We start from the raw sequence: 22,976 nt of genomic DNA, 5'->3' as shown, positions 1-22,976 counted from the left end.
CATGTTTCGGGTTCAAATTTCGGGTTCGGAACTACGGGCGAATGCCTGATGAAGGCATGCGCCATCGCGAGATCTCTCGATCTCGTTGGAAACTTTGATTCAGCTCTGCGGCAGCACTACTCGAATGCAGCAGCCCGACTGGGCATCGACGACGGCGATCCTGCCGTCATGTAATTCGACCGCCCACTTCGCGATCGCGAGGCCGAGCCCGGTACCCCCGTCGGTCGATCCGCCGCGGATGAAGCGGTCGAACACTCGCTCACGGGCTTGTGGCTCGATGCCGGGGCCGTCGTCGTGGACATCGAGCACCAACTCCCCTGCACTGCCGGTACGTACTCGGATGACAACTTTCGTGTCGACGTTCCCGTGCTGAACCGCGTTGTCCACCAGGTTGGTCACCACCTGATGGAGGCGATCCGGATCGGCTACCACGGACAATTTCGGAGGCTTGACGTCTATCTCGATGTCGCCCGCACTCACACTCGACAGCTCACGTAGGAACGGCTCGACCTCGAAACGGCGGCGCTTCAACGGCATAGCGCCGCCCTCGAGTTTCGAGAGGTCGAGAAGGTCGGCCACCAGCGCTCCCAGTCGTTCCGTCTGCCGCAACGCCGATTTCATCATCGCCGGATCCGGTTCTTCGACACCGTCGACAACGTTTTCGAGCATGGCTTGCAAAGCGGTGATGGGCGTCCGTAATTCGTGGGAGACGTTGCCGATCAACTCGCGGCGGTACCGGTCGTCGGCCCCGAGGTCCTCGGCCATCCGATTGAACGCATGGGCGAGTTCGCCTACCTCGTCGCGGGAAGTCGCTCGTACCCGCCGCGAATAATCGCCGCGCGCCATCGCCTTCGCCGCGGCTGTCATCTCGCGAAGCGGTGACGTCATTCCGTGTGCGAGCACTTGTGTAACTCCGAGAGCGACAACCAACGCCGTCAGGAGAGCAAAACGAAACGGTTGTTGCGACGTCAGCCAGAAACCGCCCGCGGCGAACAACAGCGCTGCGACAACCAGGAGGCCGACCTTCACTTTGAACGATCGCATCGGGTCCAGCGGCCGCGGCCACCGTGCAAAGAGTCGGTCGACGCCGCTCATCGCGGCACGTCCCAGGCGTACCCGACGCCGTGAACGGTCCGGATCACGGAAGGTCCGAGCTTGCGTCGTAGAGCCTTGACGTGGCTATCGACGGTCCGACTACCCGCTCCCTCACCCCAGCCCCAGATCTCCTCGAGCAGCGACTCCCGCGGGATCGCCGCTCGCGGCCGCTCCGCCAGGTAGGCGATGAGATCGAATTCGGTGCGAGTCAGGTGGACTTCCTGCGTATCACGACGCACTCGACGTTCGGTCAGGTCGATCACGACGTCGCCGAACTCGAGCAAGTCGGCCACCGGGCGAGCAGCGTGCTCCGCACGATCAGCGCGCCGAAGCAATGCCTGAACACGGGCGACGAGGACACGCATGCTGAACGGCTTGCTCAGATAATCGTCGGCCCCGACGCCGAGACCGATCAGCATGTCGGTTTCATCGGCACGAGCGGTCAACATCAGCACGGGCACCGGGCGCACGGCCTGGATGCGGCGGCAGACTTCGAGGCCGTCGAATCCCGGCATCATCACGTCGAGCACCACTAGGTCGGCATCCATCTGCTCGCAACGGGTCACAGCACTGGGACCGTCGAATGCCAACTCGACGTCGTAGCCCTCGGCACGCAGCCTCGCTGCGATGGACTCGCAGATACTGACCTCGTCGTCGACCACGAGCACTCTTCGCTGACTCATGGAACTGACTGTATTCGGCCCTCGTGGATGAACCTGGGAGGACTTGTGAAGGTTCTGTGCAGGTTCTAGAACCTGCGGATGTTGTTGATCGGCAGATCCGCCAGCGGCTTCAGTCCGGTCGGAACACCAACTCCGTAGGCGTTGAACACCATTCCGAATCCGGCGTAGATGCCGACGTGCGTCGCACCGGGGTAGAAGGTGACGACATCGCCGGGCGCGAGGGCCCACCGAGGAACCGGCTGTCCGACGTTGGCCTGCTGTTGGCTGGTCCTTGGCAGATTCACTCCTGCCTGCCGAAACGCCCATTGCACCAGCCCGGAGCAGTCCCACGAGTTCGGCCCGACTCCGCCCCATTGGTAGGGCTTTCCGGTCTGAGTGCTCGCTGCTGCCAGCGCGATCAGGCCTGCCGGACTCGGAATGGGGAGGGCGGCTGATCCGCTGCTGATGCTTCCTGCGCTTCCCAGGCTGCCGGAGCTCCCGCTACTGCCGCCGCTACCGAGGCTCCCCGGGTCGGCCGAGGCGGGGGCAGCGGAGAGCAACAGGACGCTTCCGGTCAGCAGAGCAGCGACCGTTCCCGTGCGGAGTGTCGACTTCTTCATGCATCCGTCCTTCGTGGGAGTCGTTTCGGCGCGCGGCAGCGCACCTCGATAGCCGTGAACTGGTAAGACACGTGAAAACAAACACTTCGTTCGGATGTTAACGGCGTAGACGTGGTGTTCGGACAGGAATCATTGATCCTATTTGTCGGTTTTCGACAAACAGGCCTTACGTCCCGGCCTGGCAAAGATCAGGGAATGATCGGGGATTTCCTGGATCCGTCGGAGCCGGCGGATCCCTAGATTCGAAATCATGCGCTCATACCTCCTTGTCGCCGCGGTCATCATCGGAGCCACCACGGCGCTGATCGGTTGCTCGACGCTCCAGCGCGCAGTGGAGATTCAATCGGATCTCGACGGACTCACCAGGTCGGGTGTCGTCGGGTCGATCGCAACACTCGACGACGGCACCACGACGGCTGTCATGACCAGCGGCGTACCCAATCGGACCAACGGCGATTCGATCGGCAAGAATGATCGGGTCCGGATCGGAAGTGTGACAAAGACATTCACCGCTTCACTCGTCCTGCAGTTGGTGGCCGAAGGCAAGGTCGACCTCGACGCACCGATCGAGCAGTACCTCCCGGGCCTACTGCACGGCAGTGACATGGACGGCAGTGACATGGACGGCAGTGACATGGACGGCAGTGGCACAGACGGTAGCGCAATCACCGTGCGGCAACTGTTGCAACATCGCAGCGGCCTACCCGAGTTCGCCGGAGAACCCGGCGCCGACGAATGGATTGCCGCAAACGAGGACCGAACGCTGACGCCGTCCGCCGCGGTCGCCATCGCCCTCGGCAAACCGGCGCAATTCGTCCCCGGAACGTCGTTCGTCTACACCAACACCAACTACATCGTTCTCGGAATGCTCGTCGAATCGGTGACCGGCCGCAGCTACGCCGACGAACTTCAGTCTCGGATACTCGACCCGCTGGACCTGGAAGACACGTACCTCCCGGCGGCCGGTGAGCGCGACATCAGGGGCGATCACCTGACGGGCTATCAGGATCTCGATGGTGGCCTGACCGATGTTTCCCGCACGGAACCGTCGATCCCCTGGTCTGCCGGAGCGATGGTCTCGACGGGCACAGACCTGAACGCCTTCTGGCGTGCGCTACTCGACGGGCAGGTGGTGCCGGCCGAGCAGCTTGCCGAGATGACCACCCCTCAGGTCGGCGCCACCGAAGCCGAGGGGCTCGGGTACGGGATGGGCGTCGGCGCCACCGAACTTCCCTGCGGCGTCACCTATACCGGCCACAGTGGCGGGATCTACGGGTACTACACGCTGTCCGGTGCGACGCCGGATCGTGCGTTCACCGTGACGCTGACGTCGACGCCGAAGGACCAACCGGACACCGTCGCGATACTCTCGCACGCGCTCTGCCCCTGACGCTGTTACCAGTACTGATGACGCTGCCCGTCGGTATCCGCGACGAAGATGACCGCGTCGGCGCCGTCCAACTCCGAAGGTTTCAGCGGCAGATGCCCTGGCAGGATCGCTTCTCCCGCGGTGATCGACGGGCCGAGCGCGGCTAGCAGGGCCGGAGTCGAGAACAGGGCACGCCGACCGGTCGCATCGGCCAACGCTCCCTGCAGAGTGCCCGGATCACTGTCGGGGTTGGCGTCGGTTGCCAAAAATACGTAACGCTCCCCGAGGACAAGTCCGACAAGTGAGCCGGCGCTCCCCCAACTGACCACGTCGCCGTTGACCGGCATGTCGGACGGCACTCGCAAGAGATGGGCATTGTGTGCGAACAGCAGGCTCGGCCCGCGTCGCTGCTCCTGGGCGACGACCGCCAGCAGGTTCTCGGCCATCATCTCGGCACGCAGACTGAGCAGTGTTCCGATGCGATCAGGAGCGGAACTCGCCATCGCGGAGTGATAGCGCAAGAGCCCCAGAGCGGTGCGTGAATGTGCAAGGGCCAGGTCGTACCCGGCCGGGTCGGCGGGTCGCAGCACTGGTGCGGCGCGCCGCAGGACGCTGCCGAGGTCGTCCGCAATGATGCGCAGAGCGCGAGCATGATCGGAGTTGCCGACGGACGCAGCCGGATCGAACATCGCCGCCGGGTTGGTCCAGTCGGCGTCCTGACCCAGTAAAAGGTCGGCGTCGTCGAGAGATTGCGGCCGCAACGCGGCGGGCAGGAAGTCACCTGCCGCAGACAGTGCGCGGCGCGGGCTCGGTGCACCGGAGTACTCCACCGGAGCGTCGAAGCCGTAGAAGCGAACTCGGTCAGCCGGAGCGCGGCCGTCGTTGTACTCGCGTAGCCATTCGACGAGTTCGCGGTTTCCCGGTACCGCACCGAATCCGTGGCTGAAGCCTGTGGCGAGCACCTTCTCGATGTCCGCCTCTCCCCCGTTCACGTAGCCGTCGACAAGCAATGCCGCAAAGACATCTGTTTCGAGCACGATCGACCGATATCCTCGTTCGACCAGTTGGCCGAGAAGTTCGTTGCGCAGCAACGGAAAAGCCTTGATCCCATGAGTCGGCTCGCCGAGAGCGAGCAGAGCCGGCACCTCGGTTCGTGCTGCGAGCAGTTCGTCGACGGCACGACCAAGACTTGCCGCGTCTTCGAGTTGGCGGCCGAACTCACTCAGCGCTGGGGCAGTGGACATGATCATCCCTTTCGAAGGTGGACTGCCTTCGACAGTATCGTTGAAGATTCGGGTGAAACTTTTACAACAATTACCTGGGGCATATCGTGAAAAGCCTCAATCGGAGGTGATCAGTGCGGCCCATCGACCTTGCCCGTGAACACGGGTTGTCCGCACAGGCGATCCGCAATTACGACGACGCCGGCGTCCTTCCTCCGGCCGAGCGCAGCAACTCCGGCTACCGGCGATACACCCCAGTGCACGCGCAGGCCCTGCGCACTTTCCTCGCATTGCGCGGCGGTCACGGCCACCAGCGGGCCACGGAAATCATGCGTGCGACCAACCAGGGCGACACCGAGTCCGCCTACCGCCTGATCGACAGTGCACACGTGACACTGCTCGCCGAGCGAGGAACTCGCACCGAGGTAGCCGCAACGCTGGGGACTCTGTCCACCATGGCACCGGCACTGGTGCACGGTCCAGCGCTGACGGTCGGTGAGCTTGCGCGCCGTCTCGGCGTTCATCCGGCGACACTGCGCACGTGGGAAGAGCACGGCATCCTGCACCCCGAGCGCGAACGAGCAACGGGTTATCGCGAATACGGTCCGGAGTGTGTGCGCGACGCCGAGATCGCGAGGCAGCTGCGGCGCGGCGGCTACCGACTGTCGCAAGTCGCCCAGTTTCTCGATTCGCTGCGCGAGGCCGGCGGAGCGGACTCATTGGCAGCGTTCCTCGAATCCTGGCAAGACCGGCTGGCCACACGCAGTCGCAACCTTCTCGCCGGCGCGGCTCAGCTCGATGCCTATCTCACGATGCTGGATCAGACCTAGCCGGGCCGTCGTCGACGCAACCTATTCTCGCCCTGTGACGTCGCCCGGCTTCTTGTCCTCCCGCAGACCCCGCCAACTCGGGTGGCGAAGGCGTCCGGTCGCCGTCCAATCCATGAACCGCGCCTCACCGACGAGTTCAGGCCTCACCCACACCGCACCCTTGCGGTCATCTGCTGGAAGTTCCTCCTCGAACGGACTTTCCTTCTGACGCAACGGTTCCAGCAACGCAAGCAGTGACTCCAAATCACGATCACTGAAGCCGGTACCGACGCGCCCCACGTAGGTCAATCCGTCCTCACCCGGAATTCCCATGAGCAGCGCCCCGATCCCCTGCGCTCGATTGCCCTGCCCGGTGCGCCACCCACCGATCACCACCTCTTGGGTGCGCCAGTTCTTCACCTTGATCCAACTCGACCCCCGCCGCCCTGGAAGGTAGACCGATGCACGACGTTTGGCGACAATCCCTTCCCACCCGGCATCGGTACTCACCTCCAAGGCGTTCTCCGCCGTGCCCTCGATCTGCGGTGGTACCTCGAGCTCACCGACCTTGCCCGCCAACGCATTCAACACGGTGCGGCGATCCGAATAGGACTTCCGCAACAAAGACACTCCGTCGAGGTACAGAAGATCGAAGGCCAGGAACACCGGTTCCCCACCTCGCTGGAGGAGGCCGAAATCTGTAACTCCCGCGTCGTTGTACGCCACCACCTCACCGTCGAGAACCACGTCATGACCGTCCAGCACCTCGGCCAACCCGGCAAGGGCTGGATAGTCCCGGGTCTTGTCGTTACCCGCGCGACTGCGAAGCGACATTGTGCCCGAATGATATTCGAGAATCACTCGAATCCCGTCCCACTTTCCTTCGAAGGCCCACTCCTGCGGGTCGAGACCTTCGAGCGTTCCAGCGGTGGCAAGCATCGGCTCGAGATTCTTGGGAAACTCCGTTCCGAAACTCGCGTTCTGATCCTTCATCAGATGCATCAACCACTGATCACCCTTTGTCCGGATCAGCGCGAAGCGTCCCTGCACCCGCTCCCCACTCAAGCGCACGATCACCTCGTCTTCACGCCACTTCTCGGTCTCGTATGTCCCGGAATCCCAGATCGTCATCGAACCGCCGCCGTACTCCCCCTTCGGAATCGTGCCCGAGAACGTGGCGTATTCGAGCGGATGATCCTCGGTGTGCACGGCCAACCGATTTTCTCCGGCACTGGTCGGCACACCCTTCGGGACTGCCCAGGACACGAGCACACCATCCCGCTCGAGACGAACGTCGTAATGCAATCGTCTGGCGTGATGTTCTTGAATCACAAAGGTATTGCCCGCTGTCTCCTTGTCCACTGCAGCAGGGATCGGCTCCGGTGTCCGGTCGGCCGACCTCTTGTTGCGGTAGTGCGTCAACGTATCGGCTACAGACGCCGAGACCGGCGGATCCAGATCGCCCAGCAGATCACCGTCGGATTCGACGCGCTCCAGAACCTCGTCGAACAGCAGGTGGCGCAGTTTCGGATCGTCGAGTTCGTCCCAACTGCGCGGCGCGGCAACATAGGGTTGATCGCGACCACGCATCGAATACGGCGCAATGGTGGTCTTGGCTGCGTTGTTCTGACTCCAGTCCACGAAGATCTTGCCTGCCCGGACATTTCGCGCCATCGTCGCGGTGACGAGATCCGGGTGAAGCTTCTCGAGCCCGGTGGCGATCTGCTTGGCGACAGTCGACGCACCACTGCCGTCCAAGGCTCGATCCAGTGGAACGTAGAGGTGGATTCCCTTGCTACCACTGGTTACCGGATAGGCCGTCCACCCCAGAGTTGCGACCAGATCTCGAATCGACCTCGCCACCTCGGCGCACTCGGACAATCCGACGCCCTCACCCGGGTCGAGATCGAATACCAGTCGTGTCGCCGGACCACGCTCGGAACCGTCGAATCGCCATTGGGGAACGTGTAATTCGAGTGCCGCCTGTTGCCCCAGCCACGCCAGGGATGCAACGGAATCGAAAATCGGGTAAGTGACGACGCGATCAGAATGTTGCAGCGACGCACGCGTGAGCCACTGCGGGGCAGACGACGCCAGGTTCTTCTCGAAGAAGGACTGACCGTCCACACCGTTGGGCCAACGCTTACGAGTACCAGGTCTACCGACGACATGCGGAAGCATGACTGCGGCGATACGGGTGTAGTAGTCGATGACTTCGGCCTTCGTGGTGCCGCTCTCGGGGTAGAGGATCTTGCCCAGATTGGTCACGGACACGGTTGTGCCGTCGAGAGTGATCTGACCCCGATCCGTCGTTGCCATCTCCTCATTGTGCTGGATAGCGCTGCGTCTGGCAGTAGAAATCTGATGGATCGGAAACCTGCCGCTGCGCCAGGCCACGGGCAAGACTGGATTCTCGATGGGAGAGGAGACCACGATGACAGTTCGCAGTTCCGTGGAGCCGTTGGTGGACAACAACTGGCGGATGTTCGCCACCTGTAAAACAGTGGACCCGGCGGTGTTCTATTCGCCGGGTGAAGAGCGCGGACGCAATCGGGCTGCACGGGAGAGTTCCGCGAAGCAGGTGTGCTTCCGCTGCCCGGTCATTCGGGACTGCCTGACCTTTGCACTCGAGACCGCTGAACCGCACGGAGTCTGGGGTGGGACGACACCGTCGGAGCGCCTTGCACTGCGACGCTCAGCTGCGTGAACTCCGCTCACACGAGACCCCCGTCACGTCCAGACCGGACAAACAGGCAAGATGGCCTAGTGCCTATGACACGACGCGCAGTTGCCGTGACCGCGATCTTCGCTTCCTCGATCTTGTTGGGCTCGTGTTCGTCGCAGCCGGAGGCACCTGCGGCAGCAGATACCACCACCACGGTTCCCGAGGCGTTCACCAAACTTCCCTCGACGACCGCAGTGGACAAGTGCGGACCCCAGAGCGGGACCACCCTCGAAGACGGTGTCCTGACCATCGCCACTGACTCACCGGCGTACGCGCCGTGGTTCGTCGACAACGATCCGTCTAACGGCAAAGGCCTCGAGGGTGCGGTGGCCCGGGCGGTCGTCGACAAGCTCGGGTACAACACCGACCAGGTTCGCTTCACCACTGTCGCCTTCAACGACGCATTGAAACCAGGCCCCAAGGATTTCGACTTCGACGTCAATCAGTTCACGATTTCCGGGGATCGCCGCGCGAACGTCGACTTCAGCTCGCCGTATTACGCAGTGGCGCAGTCGGTGATCGCCTCACGCGGAAGCAAGGCCGCCGGTGCAAAGAATCTTGCGGATCTGGCCGGCTACCGTTTGGGCGCTCAGACCGATTCCACCAGCCTCGCGGCGATCACCGACACGATTGTTCCGACCACTGCGCCACGCGAGTTCGCGACCACGGACGACGCGAAAGCTGCGCTGGCCGCGGGCGAGATCGACGCATTGGTCGTCGACATCCCGACCGGATTTCACATCACCGAGAACGAACTGCCCGGGTCGGTCATCGTGGGTCAGTTTCCGCGGCCCAACGCAGTCACCGAATTCTTCGGTTTGGTGCTCGAGAAGAACAGTCCGCTGACCGAGTGCGTCTCCGCGGCAGTCGATGCGCTCTACGCCGACGGAACCCTCGAGAAGCTCGCAACCGAATGGATCACCGACAGCGCCGACGCACCCGTTCTCGAGTAGTTCAGCCGGCGCGCCCACTGATCGCGCCGACGAACACCTTCGGGATGTCTGCCGGTGTCGGAGCGAAGTGACTGCTACCGCCGGTGAGAGTCGAAATCTGCTCGAGCACATCGGTATCGGCGTCGTCGGTGACACCGATGGTGATGATCGGTACCGGCCGCGTCGGGTCCTGCTCGCGAGTCAGGGTGTCGAGAAGTTCCTGCAGGGCGATACCCGACGGATCGTCGTTGGCACCGTCGGTAAGCAGAATCACCGAATTGATCGAGGCCGGATCGTAGGACTGTTGCATGGACCGATACGCGGCGAGAACGCTGTCGTACAAACCTGTTCCGCCGCCGACGATCGAAGAGAGGTTGTCGATCCGAGACAGCAGTTTGCTCCGATGATCCGTGTCACCTTCGGTTGCATCCATACGGGCGACAGGTTCGAGTTCGCGGTAGTCCGTCCCGTCACCGAGGTCTACGGAGAACGCCCAGAGACCCAATTGTGCGTTGGCAGGAAACATTCGGATCGCGATGTCACCGGCCTGCGCCGTCGCGGCCATTCGAGTGACCCCGTCCTGCATGTAGTCCATGGACCCCGAGACGTCGACAACTGCCAGCGCGCGAGAAGGCCTGGACAGAATCTCGTACCGCGCAAGCGCTTTGGTGACCACAGACGGATCGGACGGCACCAGCGAGCCAACCTTTCCCACTCCACCGGCTACCGGTGGAGCCTGATCCGCGCCGCGGAACCCGAGGCCGGCAAGTACGGAACGCCCGGTGTCCGATGCCAGCGCTGCCGCCAGCAGTTTGCCGGCGTCGTCCGCCGCCGACGAGTCTGCACCCACACTTGCCATCGGGTAGTCCATGAAGACCGAACCGGACGACGGTACCGACGCGGTGAGTCGACTGTCCGCATGTGCGGCGAGATAAGCCTCGAAGGTCTGCTCGGTAGTCACCGCGGTTCCACCGGACGCGTCCACGGTTTGGATGCGCCCGGTCGAACCGGTTTCCTTCAGATTTCCGTACTGCGCTTGTGCCACCGGGACCAGGGCTGCCGAGATGGATGTGAGGTCCCCGCCCCGCGACTGGGTCTCGGCAAAGGCCGCCACGATCGGCGCGCTGGAGACGGCACTGGTCAGGGGATCGCCGATGTGCAGCGATGGAGCGCCGAGGACATCCGTCCATGCGCCGGGTGCCTCGGTACCCGGCGCAGAGACGGCGACAACCGGGGTGGAGGCGACCGAGTTACTGATCCGGCGAATCTCCTGCCCGCTCGCCGAAACCTTGTCCAGCCATTCGCTCGAATCAGGGATCCACAGTGCGGGCGCCGTACCGTCGGCGATCGCCGCGACGGTGAGCACGGGATCTTGCGGCGTCACGCTGAGCGAGCTGCATCCGAGATCCGCGGCGGGGATGGCAGCGGCGACAGCTTCGAGCCCCGAGGCGATCGACGGATCGGCCGCCACGGTCACGGTTTCCGGGTTGTCACAGTTGGTTGCCGTCGCAGCTGCGGCGGAGCCCGCACCGAGTTCTCCCTTGTCGCTGACGCTTTTGAACGTCACGGCGAATGCTGCCGTTCCACCGACTGCAACTACCGCCAAGAGTCCGATCAGAACCTGCACGGATCGAGGCATGGACGCAGGTGGTGCGCCGTACCCATGACGAGACGACATTGATCGAATCCTTTCCGGCGGGACCCGCATCAATAACCAACTGATGCCCGGTTTATCCCGCCGAAAAGAATCCTAACTCATGTTAGCGGTGAAGTAGCTCTATGTGGAAATCTCCACAAACTAGGTGTAGATCTGGACAAACTGGGCCAGTGACTTCTCCACATCGCCTTTGAGCGCCCGCGCCACACTCGAACCGATCGGGCCGAACAACGGCGCGCCGCCCAACTCGACTGTCAGCGCGAGTTCCGACCCGTCACCCTTTGCCTTCACGTCGAGTTCGAGACCGAGCTTGACCCCGCCCTTGCCGTCTCCCTTGAGCGAGATCGCCTTCGGGACGTCGTACTTCTTGATGGTCCACCGAACACGGTTGCGCAGGCCTTTCACCGTCACGACCGAGCTGATCTCGGTGCCGACACCCAATTGCTCGGGAAGTTCACTGCGCCATCCGTCGTGAACCACGAGCCAGTTTTCGTAGCCGCTGAGATCGGAGGCCTTGTCCCACACTTCTTGAGGAGGAAGCGGAACGTCGATTTTCACTGTGAGCTTTGCCATGGCAGAACAATAAGCCCCGTGCGCCTTTTCCGTAACCAGAGGTACCAGAAAGACGCACGGGGCTTTGCCCCTCTTAGTGGCTGACAGCCTTTTCGACGCCGACGCCGGTGAGGGAGCGAACTTCCATCTCCGCCTGCTTTGCCGGATCTTCGATCTTGTTGCGTCCGATGTACGTACCGACGATGCCGAGGACGAATGCCAGCGGGATCGAGACGATGCCGGGGTTCGAGAGCGGGAACCAGGCGAAGTCGGAGTTCGGGAACATCGACGACGGCTTGCCCGACACTGCCGGGGAGAACACGATCAGCGTCAAGCAGCTGACCAAACCGCCGTAGATGCTGAAGAGCGCACCGGTGGTGTTGAACTTCTTCCAGAACAGCGAGTACAGCAGGGTGGGCAGGTTCGCCGAGGCCGCCACTGCGAAGGCGAGGGCCACCAGGAAGGCGATGTTCTGCCCCATCGCCATGATGCCGAGAACGATGGAGACGAGTCCGATGACCACGACGGTGATTCGAGAAACTCGAACCTGCTGCTCCTCGGTTGCGTTGCCGCGCTTGATGACACTGGCGTAGATGTCGTGAGCGAACGACGCCGAAGCGGTGATCGCGAGACCGGCAACGACGGCGAGGATGGTCGCGAACGCCACCGCGGAGATGATGCCGAGGAAGATGGTGCCACCGAGCTCGAAGGCGAGCAACGGAGCGGCCGCGTTCTCCTTACCTGGCGCTGCCAAGATCTTGTCCGGTCCGACCATGCTGGCCGCGCCGTAGCCGAGAACCAGTGTGAACAGGTAGAAGGCACCGATGAGCGCGATCGCCCAGGTCACCGAGCGGCGAGCTTCCTTGGCAGTGGGCACCGTGTAGAAGCGCATCAGCACGTGCGGCAGGCCCGCAGTGCCGAGCACCAAAGCGATTCCGAGAGAGATGAAGTCGAGCTTCGTCATTCCGGAAAGACCGTACTTGGCACCGGGTCCGAGGATGTCTCGTCCCTGCACACCCTTGGTGGTGGAACTGTTGACCATGTCCTGCGCATTGGCGAGCAACTGAGAGAAGTTGCCGCGCACTGCCCACAGAACGAGTACGAACATGATTCCGGCTCCGGCAACCAGCAGAACTGCCTTGACCATCTGTACGTAGGTGGTGCCCTTCATGCCGCCGACCAAGACGTACACGATCATCAGCACACCCACGATCGCGACGACGATCGACTGTCCCACCTTGCCGTCGATGTTGAGCAGCAGGGCGACAAGTCCACCGGCGCCGGCCATCTGGGCAAGAAGGTAGAAGAGGGAAACGGCCAGGGTGGACAGGGCTGCCGCCATGCGCACCGGACGCTGCTTGAGCCTGAAGCTCAGGACGTCGGCCATCGTGAATCTGCCGGTGTTCCTGAGCAATTCGGCGACCAGAAGCAATGCAACCAACCAGGCCACAAGGAATCCGATGGAGTACAGGAAGCCGTCGTAGCCGTACACGGCGATCGCACCTGCGATACCGAGGAACGATGCCGCCGAGAGATAGTCGCCGGCGATGGCGAACCCGTTCTGCGGGCCGGTGAACTGCCCACCGCCGGTGTAGAAGTCGGATGCCTTCTTGGTGGTCCGGCTGGCGCGGATGACCAGCGTCATGGTCACGACGACAAACGCGAGGAAGATCGCGATGTTGAAGGCGGGGTTTCCTACGTCCGTTCCGGACGCGGCGAGTGTGGTGATCACTGTGCGGGACCTTCCAGTTCTTCACGGATGGCGGCGGAGCGGGGATCGAGCTCACGACCGGCGAACTTCACGTACCACGCGGTGATGGCGAAGGTCGTGACGAACTGCCCGAGGCCGAGGATGATGCCGAGATTGATGTTGCCGAGGACCTTGGTGGCCATGAAGTCGTGGGCATAGGTAGCCAGGACGACGTACACCGCATACCAGAGCAGGAAGAATGCAGTGATGGGGAAAACGAACTTGCGCAGACGCGTTCGGAGTTCCTGGAATTCGGGACTCGCTTGCATGTCTATGAATGCCTGGGCATCCGGGGTACGTCGCTCTTGCGGCGACCCCTCACTGATTTCTGCTGTGGACACTGCCGGCTCCTCGCCTCGCGTGTGAAGTGAACTACGCACAGACGTTAGTGAGATCGGAGTCACATGAAGATGCTGTGGCGCCAGTCACACGGTGAGCAGTCGCGCGCTGCGCCGAACGGTCAGGCAGGCGCGACCAACGGCAGAGGGTTCGGGCGGTGAAAGTCAGGGTTGGCGGAGATCGTCTTCGCGATCGGAGCCCATTCCGAGCCGTTCCGGGGCGTGCATCCGCGTGAAGATTCGCGCAATATCTGCCGGTATCTGCTTCGACGACACCTTGCTCACGACGATCATCGTGAGGAACGCCAGCGGCACGCTCACCGCGGCCGGGAACGCGAAAATGGCTGCCGGCCAGCCACCGAGGACGTCCTCCGACAAACCACCCAGGACGGCGACAGTGGCGGCAGTGCCCGCAACACATCCACCGACCACCATCCCCGCCCCCGCGCCGACGGCAGTCAGACCGCGCCACCAGATACCCAACACGAGCAGTGGGCAGAGCGTCGACGCGGCGACCGCGAACACCAACCCGACGGTTCTCGAGAGGTCGACCGACACCACCGCCAGCGACAGCACGAGCGGAACGAGCCCGGCCAGGAGCGCTGCAATACGGAAGTCTCGAACTCGTCCGCGGAGAACATCGGTACTGACGACGCCCGCGATGCTGACGAGCAATCCGGACGACGTCGACAAGAAGGCGGCAATGGCACCTGACGCGACGAGGGCTGCCAGCAGTTGTCCGCCCCACCCCGAGAACACCGAACCCGGCAGCAGCAACACCGCGGCGTCGGAGGTGCCCGTGATCAGAAGTTGCGGAACGTACAGGCGAGCGAAGACGCCGAGGAGGGTCGGAAACAGGTAGAACACGCTGACCAGACCGACAACTGCAAGCGAGGTCAGACGAGCGGCCCGGCCGTCGGGGTTGGTGTAGAACCGGACGAGAACGTGAGGCAGGCCGAGCGTTCCGAGGAAGGTCGCGAGCATCAGCGAGTACACCTGATACATCGGGTGCGGCCCGCCGAAACCCCAACCCGGGGTGATCCAATCCGAGTTCTGCGCGGGCGCTCCGGCGACGACGGGAACCGCGGCTCCCGCGTCGAGAACCATGGACATGCCTTCACCGAGGGTGTGCTCCCCCGGGCCCAGTGTCACGGTTCCTTCGACCACTCGCCCGTCGACTGTGCCGCCGCTGACCGTCACCGGCTCCGATACCTGGACGACGACGTCGGTGGTGATGTCGACGGTCGTCGCAGTGGTGACCGTCGGCGGCATCGACGCGCCGACGTCGTGATGATCGCCGAAGAAGTAGAAGGTCAGTGCCACAGCGGGAATCGCGACGGCAGTCAGTTTCAGCCAGTACTGGAAGGCCTGAACGAAGGTGATCGATCGCATCCCGCCGCCGACGACGTTGGCGATGACGATGACCCCGACCGCGACCCCGCCGATCCAGCTGGGAACCCCGAGCAGAATGTTGAGCGTCAGTCCCGCGCCTTGGAACTGTGGAATCAGATACAGGATGCACACCATCGCGACGACGAGCATTGCGAGCTTGCGCAATCGCGGTGAGCCGAGACGGAATTCGGCGAAATCGGGGACGGTATATGCACCGGAACGCCGAAGCGGTGCTGCGACGAACAGCAGCAGGGCGAGGTATCCGGCGGTGAATCCGATGGGATACCAGAGGGCGTCGGCGCCGTATTTCGCGACCAGCCCGGCCACGCCGAGAAACGAAGCAGCGGAGAGGTACTCACCGGAGATGGCCGTCGCATTCCACCGCGCGCTGACGGTTCTGGACGCGACGAGAAAGTCCGAGGTGGTACGAGCGAGCCGAACGCCGTAGATTCCGATAGCCACGGTTGCCACGGCCGCCGCAACGATGCCGAGCACCGTCAGCACCGGGATAGGTTGTCCTCCCACAGCGCCGCGCTCAGTCGTCCACGATGTCGTTGAAGTCCTGCTCGTTTCGCTCCGCACGACGCACGAACACCCAGCCTGTGGTCAACAGCAAGGGATACACGGCGCCGCCCATCACGAGCCACGGCAACCGGATGCCCAGGACTGCGACCTCCGACAGTGTCGGGAAGAGATGCGTCAGAAGCGGTACTGCACACAGGAGCCCGGCTGCGACGACGGCAAGGCGAATCGCCAGCCCCAACTGCGCGCGAACGAGACCGCGGATCATGGCGTCGCCGACTTCGGTCTGTTCCTGCACCTCCACCCGCGTACGGACGATCCGTGCGCCACTACGTTGCGCCAACACAACGCGCTCACGCTGCGGAGGATCGGACTGCGACGTCACCGTGACAACCAACTCTGCTTGGGCGCACGAACCAGTCGATCCTTGAGTTCACGGGTGTGTCTGCGGCTGACCGGAAGTTCGACGGCAGGCTTGTCTCCGTGCGGGCGCAGACAGACCACCAATCCGCTGCCTACTGTGCGGATGCCGGTGACCAGCGCCAAAGACACCAGGTAGGAGCGGTGCACGCGCAAGAAGCCCGCGTCGGCCCAGCGTGATTCGAGTGTCGAGATCGGGATGCGTACCAGGTGCGACTTCCCGGCGGTGTGCAAACGCGCGTAGTCCCCGTCGGCTTCCACCCACTCCACCGAGGAGCGTTGAACGAGCGTCGTGACGCCGCCCAGTTCCACCGGGATCACCTCGTCGGTGGACGCAGCTTCGGGCTTGTTCTCGCTCTTGGTGCGCCCGGCCAACCCCACGATCCGTTGAACGGCCTGAGCGAGACGCTCCTCTCGGAGCGGTTTGAGTAGGTAGTCGACGGCACCGAGGTCGAATGCATCAACCGCTCGATCGTCGTGCGCTGTCACGAACACCACGGGTGGTGGCGTCGCGAAGTTGGAGAGGATGCCTGCCAGTTCGAGACCGTCGAGTCCGGGCATGTTGATGTCGAGAAATACCGCGTCGATGCTTCCACCGCGCAGTATCCGCAACGCAGTCGTCGCATCCGATGCCGTGTGAACGTGCGCCACCGAGTCCTCGGCGCGCAGCAAGAAGGCCAGCTCGTCGAGGGCTGGTTTCTCGTCGTCGACGGCAAGGACGGTCAGCTGGGCATCAGTGTCAGTCTCGTTCACAACAGGTCCATGTTCCCACGACGGTTTCAGCCTGATCATCGAAGGCGAGAATCAGACGTGAATACCCTGCTTGAACTTGGGAACACGCATGCTGACCTTCGTACCGGCACCCGGCGCTGTCTCCACCACGAGTCCGTAGTCGTTGCCGAACGCGGCACGAAGTCTGTCGTCGACGTTGGCCAAACCGACGTGAGCAGCTTCGCGTGCGCTGGGTCGTCCCGATCCCGACTCGATGGCGTCAAGTGAGCCGGAACGCAGTAGTTCAGGGTCCATCCCCACACCGTCGTCCTCGACGCTGATGATGCAGTCAGGTCCCTCGTCCGCGGCCACGATGCTCACGGTCCCGCCCTCCGGCTTACTCGAAATGCCGTGACGAACCGCGTTCTCGACCAGCGGCTGGAGAGCCAGGAAGGGAAGAACCACGTTGAGCACTTCGGGTGCTATCTGAAGGCGGACGTTCAGCGCCTCCCCGAATCGCGCGCGTTCGAGGGTCAGGTAACGATCGATGTTGCGTAGCTCGTCGGCAAGCAGGGTGAACTCACCCGCAGATCGGAACGAATACCGGGTGAAGTCCGCGAACTCGAGGATCAGTTCTCTGGCCCGCGCCGGGTCGGTTCGAACGAACGACGCGACCGTGTTGAGCGCGTTGTAGATGAAATGGGGACTGATCTGCGCGCGGAGGGCACGCACTTCGGCGCGATCCAACAGGGCTCTGGACGCGTCGAGGTCGGCGAGTTCGATCTGGCTGCAGGCGTATCGAGCCACCTCGGTGACCGCTCCGAGCATTCCCGGCCACGGGTCTTCGCTGGTGACGATTCCCAGCACGCCGACCACGCCGATGTCCTCGATCAGCAGGGGCTGAGCGATCAGCGCTCGCACATGGTGATCGCTCGGTCCGCGCACCAGGTCCGAGTGGGTGACGAGCACCCGGCGTTCGCCTTCGATCGCGCGAATGGCGGCGTCGTGGAATTGATCGGACAACGCTTCGTGACGGCCGTCCCACGCCAGCAGATTTCCGGACGCGTCTGCGAGGCCCAGACCGGAACCGCCGGTCAGCTCGCGTAGGTGAGGCGCCGCCTCGGCGGCCGAATTCTTGTCGAGTCCACGCCGAAGTGGCCGCGCGGCAAGTGAAGCCGTATGGAGCGCGGCATGGACGGCACGCTCGGTCGGGGTGGTCACCTCACGTCTGGTGCGCATCCACACCGCTGTCAGTGCCCCGGCCACTGCGAGAATCAGCACGCTGAGAAGCGCGACCACGGCCGGACTCAACGCGAATCCTCGTCCAGTTTCCGGATCAGTGTTTTCGGAGCCACCGTGCGGTACGCATCTTCGACGACGTCGGCTACGTCGTTCCAGAATTTCTCGTCCTCGGTCTCGTCGGCACTCGGAACGTCGAGGTACACACCGATCCATCCCCGGCCACCCACGTACGGGGGGACGAAGAACCTCGTCGGATCGCGACTGACCCAATCTGCCTGCGCCCCAGGTGGGGCCGCGGCCCAGATCGCGAGGCGATCGTCGTGGTGGTGATCTGCCATGGTGACGAACTGCGGCGCTTTGCGCACGAAAAACGACGATTCACCGTGGCTGACCCGCTCGGTTGCCTCTGGCAATGCCAGTGCCAGAGCGCGGATTCGTGCCGACGCCGTCATCGATTCACGACCCGCAGGTATTCGGTGCCGGAACACCTGCAAATCGATCCTTCACCCACGCAACAGCTCCCGGCACAGCGGCGCCGTCCGCGTGACCTTCGCCCGGTCGCGCCTGGAATTCGATGACGTCACCTTCGGCGCAGGCACGTTCGACGGCCGCCTCGGTCCATTCCGGACGGATGAGGTTGTCATTGGTACCGACGACTACGTACATCGGACCGCTCGCGCGTTGACGTGGGAGAGCAACGTCGCTGAGCCACGCGTGAATTCGGTCCGCGTCCTCAGCGGTAGCTGGCCTGGTGTCGGCGGGCGTCACCTTTCCGACAAGACCCAACTTCTCCGTCGCGCGAGAGGTCAGGCACGAGGTGAGCAGGTCGTAGTTCTGCTCGAATGCGCCGCGCACGTAGTCGGTTCGTTCGAGCTCCGGATGGGTGAGGGACAGCCCTTCGAGTACATAGGGCAGCAGCAGTTGCTGAGGCAGTGACAGATTCACCTCGGAATCACTCGAGATGATCGGCGAGATGTCCGCTGCCGGGGACAGGTTTGCTGCACCGACGAATTCGAGTCCGTCGCCATAGGCGTCGGCTTCCTCGGCCGCTGCCCAGGAAGCCTGCCCGCCTTGGGAAAGCCCCAGAGTTGCCCACCGAGTCGAGGTGTCCGGAACGACGTTGCGCGCCGCTCGAACCGCGTCGGTGACGTTGAACGCCGCGGTGTCCGGTTGCAGGTAAGGATGCGGGTCCGGAGTGCCGAGGCCCTCGAAGTCGGAGACAGCGACCACGTATCCCGAGTCGAGAAACGGCGCGACCAGGCCGATCGTGCCGAAGAGGGTCGGCGAGGTCGACGGCGCGCAGTCGTCCGAAATACCCGTCGTGCCATGGCCGATGGAGACGATCGGCCAACCGCCCTCCGGCGGCGTTCCAGGCGGTGTGAACACGGTTCCCGATACCTGGGTCTCCCGGCCGTCGATACCGGAGGTGGAGCCGTACAGGATTTTCACCGCGCTCGCTCCGGACGCCGCCACTTCGGCTGTGCTGGTGAAGGGTTCACTGTCGAACACGACGCCGCGTTGCGCGCTGCTCTCGACCGGCGGGGTAGTCGTGGTTGCGTTGTCGGTGACAGAGACATCTGGCGAGGCATCCGATCCGCAGCCGACGCTCACGAGAAGCGCGCTCGCCACCACGACTCCCCAGCCTGCGCGTACCCTCGAACTCCGAACCGTCATACGCAGTGTTCCCCTCTATTTGCCCGCGCTGCCTGCTCGGCGACGCCTGACACGTTCCTCGGCTGCGGCCTCTTCGATGTCGAGTCCTTCCAATACGGTACGCAATACCTCGTCGTCGAGATCTCCGTCGTCGCGCGCGGCGATCAGTGCGACTCGCTGCGAGCGAAGGGATTGATGCCGGAATTTGTCGAAGAGCGCTCCCGCATTCCACAAGGCGGCCTCGCGATCGGCGTCCTCGTCGACCTCCTGGAGTTGAAGCCTCGCCTGCATCGAGCGGCGTACGCGCTCGACAATTGCCTGCAATTCCTTTCCGTCGATCCCCGACGGAGGGTGCGCAGCCGCGTCTGCCAACGCCTTCTCACCGGCTTTGCGAGAAATGTTGCGTGCCAACTCCATCTGTTCCTGAGTACGCAATTGTTCATAGGGATCCGCGACGTCGAGACGACGAATCAGGAACGGCAAGGTCGATCCCTGGATGAGCAGTGTCCCGACCGCGACGATGAACGCGATCGCCTGAATGACGCCGCGTCCGGGGAACGGCTCGCCGGACGAGAGCGCGAACGGGATACCGCCGGCCGCAGCAAGAGTGACGACACCACGCATTCCCGCCCACGAGACCACCAGATTCTGTTTCCACGTCAGTTGATTCTCGCGATCACGGCGCAGGGTTACACCGAATCGCACACGGGAGTAGCTCAGGAACAGCCACACCGGCCGAATCACGATGACCACGGCCAGGACTGCCAGACCGTACGCGAACACGTGAAGCACCGGAAGCCCGTCGGCGACAACATCGTCGATCACGAAGCTCAGTTGCAGCCCCATGTACGCGAAGACGAACATCTCGAGGAGCGTGTCCAGGCTCGACCACACCGAGCGCTCCTGCAGCCTGGTCATGATCGACGCGTCCGTCGAATAGTGTCCGATCACCAGACCAGCAACCACGACGGCCAGAACACCGGACGCGTGTAGTTCTTCAGCGGCCAGGTAGGCAGCGAACGGAAGGACCAGCCCCAAGCCGGTTTCGAGTGGAGAGTCGTACATGCGGGCGCGAACGAACTTGACGACAAACGCGAGCACCAAGCCGACGACAACGCCGCCGATTACTTCGTACGCGAAGAACAACAGGGGCGAATCCGTCGCAATTCGCGTTCCGGTCACGGCAGCGACCGCGACGGTGAAGAGGGTCAGCGCGGTCGCGTCGTTGACGAGCCCTTCGCCCGTGAGGATGGCGATGACTCGCTTCGGGAGCCCGAGTTTCTGACCGACCGCCACCGCGCTGACGGCATCGGTCGGCGCGATCACAGCTCCGAGCACGAGGGCGGCGCCGATAGTGAACTCGGGAACCATCCATTCGGCGAAGAAGGCAACCACGAACGCCGTCACCAGCACCATTCCGACGCCGAGACGCAGAATGGGCGCAAGGTTGCGTTTGAAGGTCGCGACCGAGAACTTGAGAGCGGCCGAGTAGAGAAGCGGCGGCAGGACCACACCGAGAATGACGTGGGGGTCCAGTTCGGGCCGCGGCATACCGGGGATGAAGGAGGCGACCGAGCCCACGGTCACCAGGACCAGCGGGGCCTGCAGGTTTCGTCGATTGGACAGCCCGGTGACTGCGATGGCGGCAATGACAACCAGCAGAATCCAGGTGAAGTTCACGCGTTCATTCTGCCCGCCGACCCTGGGAGTTCACCCAGCGGACGCACAGAAGCCCGCAACCTTTTCGGTTACGGGCCCCTGAGCAACGGTATGGCCGAATCCGGTTTTACTGCTTTTCGGGAACAGCCTTCTTGGCGGCCTCGGCTGCCTTGTCGATCTGATCGCCGTACTTGTTTCCGGTCTTGTCGTCGGCGATGTCGGCCACCTTGTCGATCGCGTCGTGAACCTTGTCGGAGTTCTCCGCTGCGAGCTCCTGGCCCTTTTCGACCAATCCCTTGACGTTGTCCAAGAAACCCATGTCCGTGTCCTCTCCCGGTGCTGACGCACATCCTTCGGCGGAATCGTTCCTCCGCGCCCTTCGATTCTCACAGGTCGACGGCCTCTACGCCAGAAAGCAGGTCCGTGCGTTCGAGCCGCGCGCAACTCGAGGTAGCGTTAACCCGCCAATAGCTGATTGATCACCCATCGACATCGACAGGTGCCCGGATTGAATGCAGGACTGCGCGGGACGGGGAGCGACCCCCACCCCACGCGTGAACTGCTGTCCCGGTGGTGGTCGGATCGCACCGATTACACCTGGCTCCCCCGATTCCTCGACACTCGCGGGCTGACCGTTCCCGGACGCAAATTAGTCGCGGTGTGGTGTTTTCTCTTCGCGCTGATCGCGGCGACCATGCAGTTGAGCCGCTTCGGTTCCGATTCCGCCCTCGCACGGTCCATCCTCGCAGTCGGGACCATCAGCGGGGTCTATGCCGGTTGCCGTTGGGTGCGAAACGAATCGTGGCCCACCTGGCGCCAATCCGTGGCCTTTGTCGTCTGGGCCGACCTCTGGCTCGCCGTCACGCTCTTCTTCGCGGTTCGCACAGCGTTCGTCGGAACGCTGGGTTGCGTCCTGTTCATCATGATCGGCTTCTACGCGGCGATAGTTCACAGTCCGCGTGTTGCCGTGACCCACATCGGCTGGGCTCTTGCTGTCTGCACGACGCTCGCTGCCATGGCGATGTCCGAGCCGGTCAACGACGACTGGGTGGTCGTGAATCTCTATCTGATGGTTGCCGGTGTGGTTTTCTCCACCGCGTGGATTCTGCAGATCGTCTGGCTGCGCCTGACCGACGACGCACGAAACGCTCACCGGGACTACCTCACCGCGACACTCAATCGCCGCGGACTCCAGGACGAGGCACAGCATCTGCTGCGCAGTGATCGAACGCAGGCTCTGATCGCACTGCTCATCGACGTCGACTCGTTCAAAATCCTCAACGACACGCACGGTCACGTAGCAGGTGACGACGCGTTGACCGCTGTCGCTGACCGCCTCATCGCTGCCGCCGGGCCCGAGGCAGTGGTGGCGCGAATCGGCGGCGACGAGTTCGTCGTCCTGCGCGGAGTCGATCGAGGAGATATCGAACAGGTCGCCACCGAGATACATTCGGCGGTCTCGTCCGACTCCGATCCCTATCCCGTATCCGCCAGTACCGGCGTCAGCGTCTACCTCTGTCCCGAGACGGACTTACCGGATCGGGCTGTCAACGAACTGATCGAGCACGCAGACAATGCGATGTACCGGGCCAAGAAGCGCGGCGGCGATCGCATTGCCTGGGTGCAGATGTTCAGGCGCTGAAAC

The 22,976-nt window shown here is 63.2% G+C and carries 22 protein-coding genes; 5 read left to right on the top strand and 17 right to left on the bottom strand.

Annotated elements, in window-relative coordinates; all coding sequences use genetic code 11:
* Positions 1 to 99: 99 nt before the first annotated feature.
* From B0E55_RS04060 to B0E55_RS04050, 3 genes are all read right to left on the bottom strand, one after another.
* Entirely contained in the window at positions 100 to 1,095 is a 996-nt protein-coding gene (locus B0E55_RS04060; RefSeq protein ID WP_029255973.1) for a HAMP domain-containing sensor histidine kinase, read from the bottom strand.
* The gene (locus B0E55_RS04055) at positions 1,092 to 1,778 is read right to left on the bottom strand and encodes a response regulator transcription factor (RefSeq protein ID WP_020908708.1); all 687 of its coding nucleotides are present in this window, start codon (positions 1,776 to 1,778) and stop codon (positions 1,092 to 1,094) included. The genes B0E55_RS04060 and B0E55_RS04055 overlap by 4 nt, the downstream gene beginning before the upstream one ends.
* Positions 1,779 to 1,843: 65 nt before the next feature.
* Complete coding sequence (locus tag B0E55_RS04050) at positions 1,844 to 2,377, bottom strand: NlpC/P60 family protein (protein ID WP_080909139.1); 534 nt, start codon at positions 2,375 to 2,377, stop codon at positions 1,844 to 1,846.
* Positions 2,378 to 2,627: 250 nt separating this feature from the next.
* Here B0E55_RS04050 and B0E55_RS04045 point away from each other — a divergent pair, with 250 nt between their 5' ends.
* The gene (locus tag B0E55_RS04045; RefSeq protein WP_080909138.1) at positions 2,628 to 3,767 is read left to right on the top strand and encodes a serine hydrolase domain-containing protein; all 1,140 of its coding nucleotides are present in this window, start codon (positions 2,628 to 2,630) and stop codon (positions 3,765 to 3,767) included.
* 5 nt (positions 3,768 to 3,772) lie between these two features.
* Here the strand turns inward: B0E55_RS04045 and B0E55_RS04040 are convergent, their stop codons facing one another.
* Complete coding sequence (locus B0E55_RS04040; protein ID WP_080909137.1) at positions 3,773 to 4,996, bottom strand: erythromycin esterase family protein; 1,224 nt, start codon at positions 4,994 to 4,996, stop codon at positions 3,773 to 3,775.
* Positions 4,997 to 5,103: 107 nt separating this feature from the next.
* Between B0E55_RS04040 and B0E55_RS04035 the strand changes: the two genes are divergently transcribed.
* On the top strand, positions 5,104 to 5,799 hold the full coding sequence (locus B0E55_RS04035) for a MerR family transcriptional regulator (protein ID WP_080909136.1): 696 nt from the start codon (positions 5,104 to 5,106) through the stop codon (positions 5,797 to 5,799).
* 21 nt (positions 5,800 to 5,820) lie between these two features.
* Here B0E55_RS04035 and B0E55_RS04030 read toward each other — a convergent pair whose 3' ends face one another.
* Positions 5,821 to 8,097: an ATP-dependent DNA ligase gene (locus B0E55_RS04030; RefSeq protein ID WP_080909258.1), complete on the bottom strand. Its 2,277-nt coding sequence runs from the start codon at positions 8,095 to 8,097 to the stop codon at positions 5,821 to 5,823.
* Positions 8,098 to 8,212: 115 nt separating this feature from the next.
* Here B0E55_RS04030 and B0E55_RS04025 point away from each other — a divergent pair, with 115 nt between their 5' ends.
* Positions 8,213 to 8,485 carry a WhiB family transcriptional regulator gene (locus B0E55_RS04025; protein WP_019744832.1) on the top strand — a complete coding sequence of 91 codons (273 nt, stop codon included), beginning with the start codon at positions 8,213 to 8,215 and terminating at the stop codon, positions 8,483 to 8,485.
* 65 nt (positions 8,486 to 8,550) lie between these two features.
* The gene (locus tag B0E55_RS04020; RefSeq protein WP_080909135.1) at positions 8,551 to 9,456 is read left to right on the top strand and encodes an ABC transporter substrate-binding protein; all 906 of its coding nucleotides are present in this window, start codon (positions 8,551 to 8,553) and stop codon (positions 9,454 to 9,456) included.
* 1 nt (position 9,457) lies between these two features.
* On the opposite strand, the gene B0E55_RS04015 is transcribed toward B0E55_RS04020, so the two are convergent.
* The 12 genes from B0E55_RS04015 to B0E55_RS03960 form a co-directional block, all read right to left on the bottom strand.
* Positions 9,458 to 11,113 (bottom strand): substrate-binding domain-containing protein, encoded by a 1,656-nt coding sequence (locus B0E55_RS04015; protein ID WP_080909134.1) that lies wholly within the window; start codon positions 11,111 to 11,113, stop codon positions 9,458 to 9,460.
* A 120-nt stretch (positions 11,114 to 11,233) separates the two neighbouring features.
* Entirely contained in the window at positions 11,234 to 11,665 is a 432-nt protein-coding gene (locus B0E55_RS04010; protein ID WP_003939735.1) for a type II toxin-antitoxin system Rv0910 family toxin, read from the bottom strand.
* A 73-nt stretch (positions 11,666 to 11,738) separates the two neighbouring features.
* The gene (locus B0E55_RS04005) at positions 11,739 to 13,376 is read right to left on the bottom strand and encodes a solute symporter family protein (RefSeq protein WP_003939876.1); all 1,638 of its coding nucleotides are present in this window, start codon (positions 13,374 to 13,376) and stop codon (positions 11,739 to 11,741) included.
* The gene (locus tag B0E55_RS04000; protein WP_003939976.1) at positions 13,373 to 13,735 is read right to left on the bottom strand and encodes a DUF485 domain-containing protein; all 363 of its coding nucleotides are present in this window, start codon (positions 13,733 to 13,735) and stop codon (positions 13,373 to 13,375) included. Before B0E55_RS04000 ends, B0E55_RS04005 begins: the two co-directional genes overlap by 4 nt.
* Before the next feature lie 162 nt (positions 13,736 to 13,897).
* Positions 13,898 to 15,649 (bottom strand): sodium/solute symporter, encoded by a 1,752-nt coding sequence (locus B0E55_RS03995; protein ID WP_019744836.1) that lies wholly within the window; start codon positions 15,647 to 15,649, stop codon positions 13,898 to 13,900.
* Between the two features lie 10 nt (positions 15,650 to 15,659).
* Positions 15,660 to 16,031, bottom strand: a complete 372-nt coding sequence (locus B0E55_RS03990; protein WP_003939880.1) for a membrane protein — start codon at positions 16,029 to 16,031, stop codon at positions 15,660 to 15,662.
* The gene (locus B0E55_RS03985) at positions 16,028 to 16,819 is read right to left on the bottom strand and encodes a LytR/AlgR family response regulator transcription factor (RefSeq protein WP_047889180.1); all 792 of its coding nucleotides are present in this window, start codon (positions 16,817 to 16,819) and stop codon (positions 16,028 to 16,030) included. The genes B0E55_RS03990 and B0E55_RS03985 overlap by 4 nt, the downstream gene beginning before the upstream one ends.
* Before the next feature lie 51 nt (positions 16,820 to 16,870).
* Positions 16,871 to 18,088: a sensor histidine kinase gene (locus B0E55_RS03980; RefSeq protein ID WP_019744838.1), complete on the bottom strand. Its 1,218-nt coding sequence runs from the start codon at positions 18,086 to 18,088 to the stop codon at positions 16,871 to 16,873.
* The gene (locus B0E55_RS03975; RefSeq protein ID WP_019744839.1) at positions 18,085 to 18,471 is read right to left on the bottom strand and encodes an MmcQ/YjbR family DNA-binding protein; all 387 of its coding nucleotides are present in this window, start codon (positions 18,469 to 18,471) and stop codon (positions 18,085 to 18,087) included. Before B0E55_RS03975 ends, B0E55_RS03980 begins: the two co-directional genes overlap by 4 nt.
* A 4-nt stretch (positions 18,472 to 18,475) precedes the next feature.
* Complete coding sequence (locus tag B0E55_RS03970) at positions 18,476 to 19,693, bottom strand: lipase family protein (RefSeq protein WP_080909133.1); 1,218 nt, start codon at positions 19,691 to 19,693, stop codon at positions 18,476 to 18,478.
* A 15-nt stretch (positions 19,694 to 19,708) separates the two neighbouring features.
* Positions 19,709 to 21,352: a Na+/H+ antiporter gene (locus B0E55_RS03965; protein ID WP_019744841.1), complete on the bottom strand. Its 1,644-nt coding sequence runs from the start codon at positions 21,350 to 21,352 to the stop codon at positions 19,709 to 19,711.
* Positions 21,353 to 21,458: 106 nt separating this feature from the next.
* Positions 21,459 to 21,650 carry an antitoxin gene (locus B0E55_RS03960; RefSeq protein WP_003940164.1) on the bottom strand — a complete coding sequence of 64 codons (192 nt, stop codon included), beginning with the start codon at positions 21,648 to 21,650 and terminating at the stop codon, positions 21,459 to 21,461.
* A gap of 180 nt (positions 21,651 to 21,830) precedes the next feature.
* On the opposite strand from B0E55_RS03960, the gene B0E55_RS03955 reads away from it, so the two are divergent.
* Positions 21,831 to 22,973, top strand: coding sequence for a GGDEF domain-containing protein (locus B0E55_RS03955; protein WP_020908721.1), 1,143 nt, complete (start codon positions 21,831 to 21,833; stop codon positions 22,971 to 22,973).
* Positions 22,974 to 22,976: the final 3 nt, after the last annotated feature.

It is taken from the genome of Rhodococcus sp. 66b (assembly GCF_002076325.1).
Classification (GTDB): Bacteria; Actinomycetota; Actinomycetes; order Mycobacteriales; family Mycobacteriaceae; genus Rhodococcus_F; species Rhodococcus_F erythropolis.
The sequence above is the reverse complement of the archived record's forward strand: the minus strand, read 5'-3'. Positions and strand labels throughout refer to the sequence as shown.

Coding starts and splice junctions, on each gene's coding strand:
- B0E55_RS04060 (WP_029255973.1), bottom strand. CDS start 1,095: ATGAGCGGCGTCGACCGACTCTTTGCACGGTGGCCGCGGCCGCTGGAC.
- B0E55_RS04055 (WP_020908708.1), bottom strand. CDS start 1,778: ATGAGTCAGCGAAGAGTGCTCGTGGTCGACGACGAGGTCAGTATCTGC.
- B0E55_RS04050 (WP_080909139.1), bottom strand. CDS start 2,377: ATGAAGAAGTCGACACTCCGCACGGGAACGGTCGCTGCTCTGCTGACC.
- B0E55_RS04045 (WP_080909138.1), top strand. CDS start 2,628: ATGCGCTCATACCTCCTTGTCGCCGCGGTCATCATCGGAGCCACCACG.
- B0E55_RS04040 (WP_080909137.1), bottom strand. CDS start 4,996: ATGATCATGTCCACTGCCCCAGCGCTGAGTGAGTTCGGCCGCCAACTC.
- B0E55_RS04030 (WP_080909258.1), bottom strand. CDS start 8,097: ATGGCAACGACGGATCGGGGTCAGATCACTCTCGACGGCACAACCGTG.
- B0E55_RS04025 (WP_019744832.1), top strand. CDS start 8,213: ATGACAGTTCGCAGTTCCGTGGAGCCGTTGGTGGACAACAACTGGCGG.
- B0E55_RS04020 (WP_080909135.1), top strand. CDS start 8,551: ATGACACGACGCGCAGTTGCCGTGACCGCGATCTTCGCTTCCTCGATC.
- B0E55_RS04015 (WP_080909134.1), bottom strand. CDS start 11,113: ATGTCGTCTCGTCATGGGTACGGCGCACCACCTGCGTCCATGCCTCGA.
- B0E55_RS04010 (WP_003939735.1), bottom strand. CDS start 11,665: ATGGCAAAGCTCACAGTGAAAATCGACGTTCCGCTTCCTCCTCAAGAA.
- B0E55_RS03975 (WP_019744839.1), bottom strand. CDS start 18,471: ATGACGGCGTCGGCACGAATCCGCGCTCTGGCACTGGCATTGCCAGAG.
- B0E55_RS03970 (WP_080909133.1), bottom strand. CDS start 19,693: ATGACGGTTCGGAGTTCGAGGGTACGCGCAGGCTGGGGAGTCGTGGTG.
- B0E55_RS03960 (WP_003940164.1), bottom strand. CDS start 21,650: ATGGGTTTCTTGGACAACGTCAAGGGATTGGTCGAAAAGGGCCAGGAG.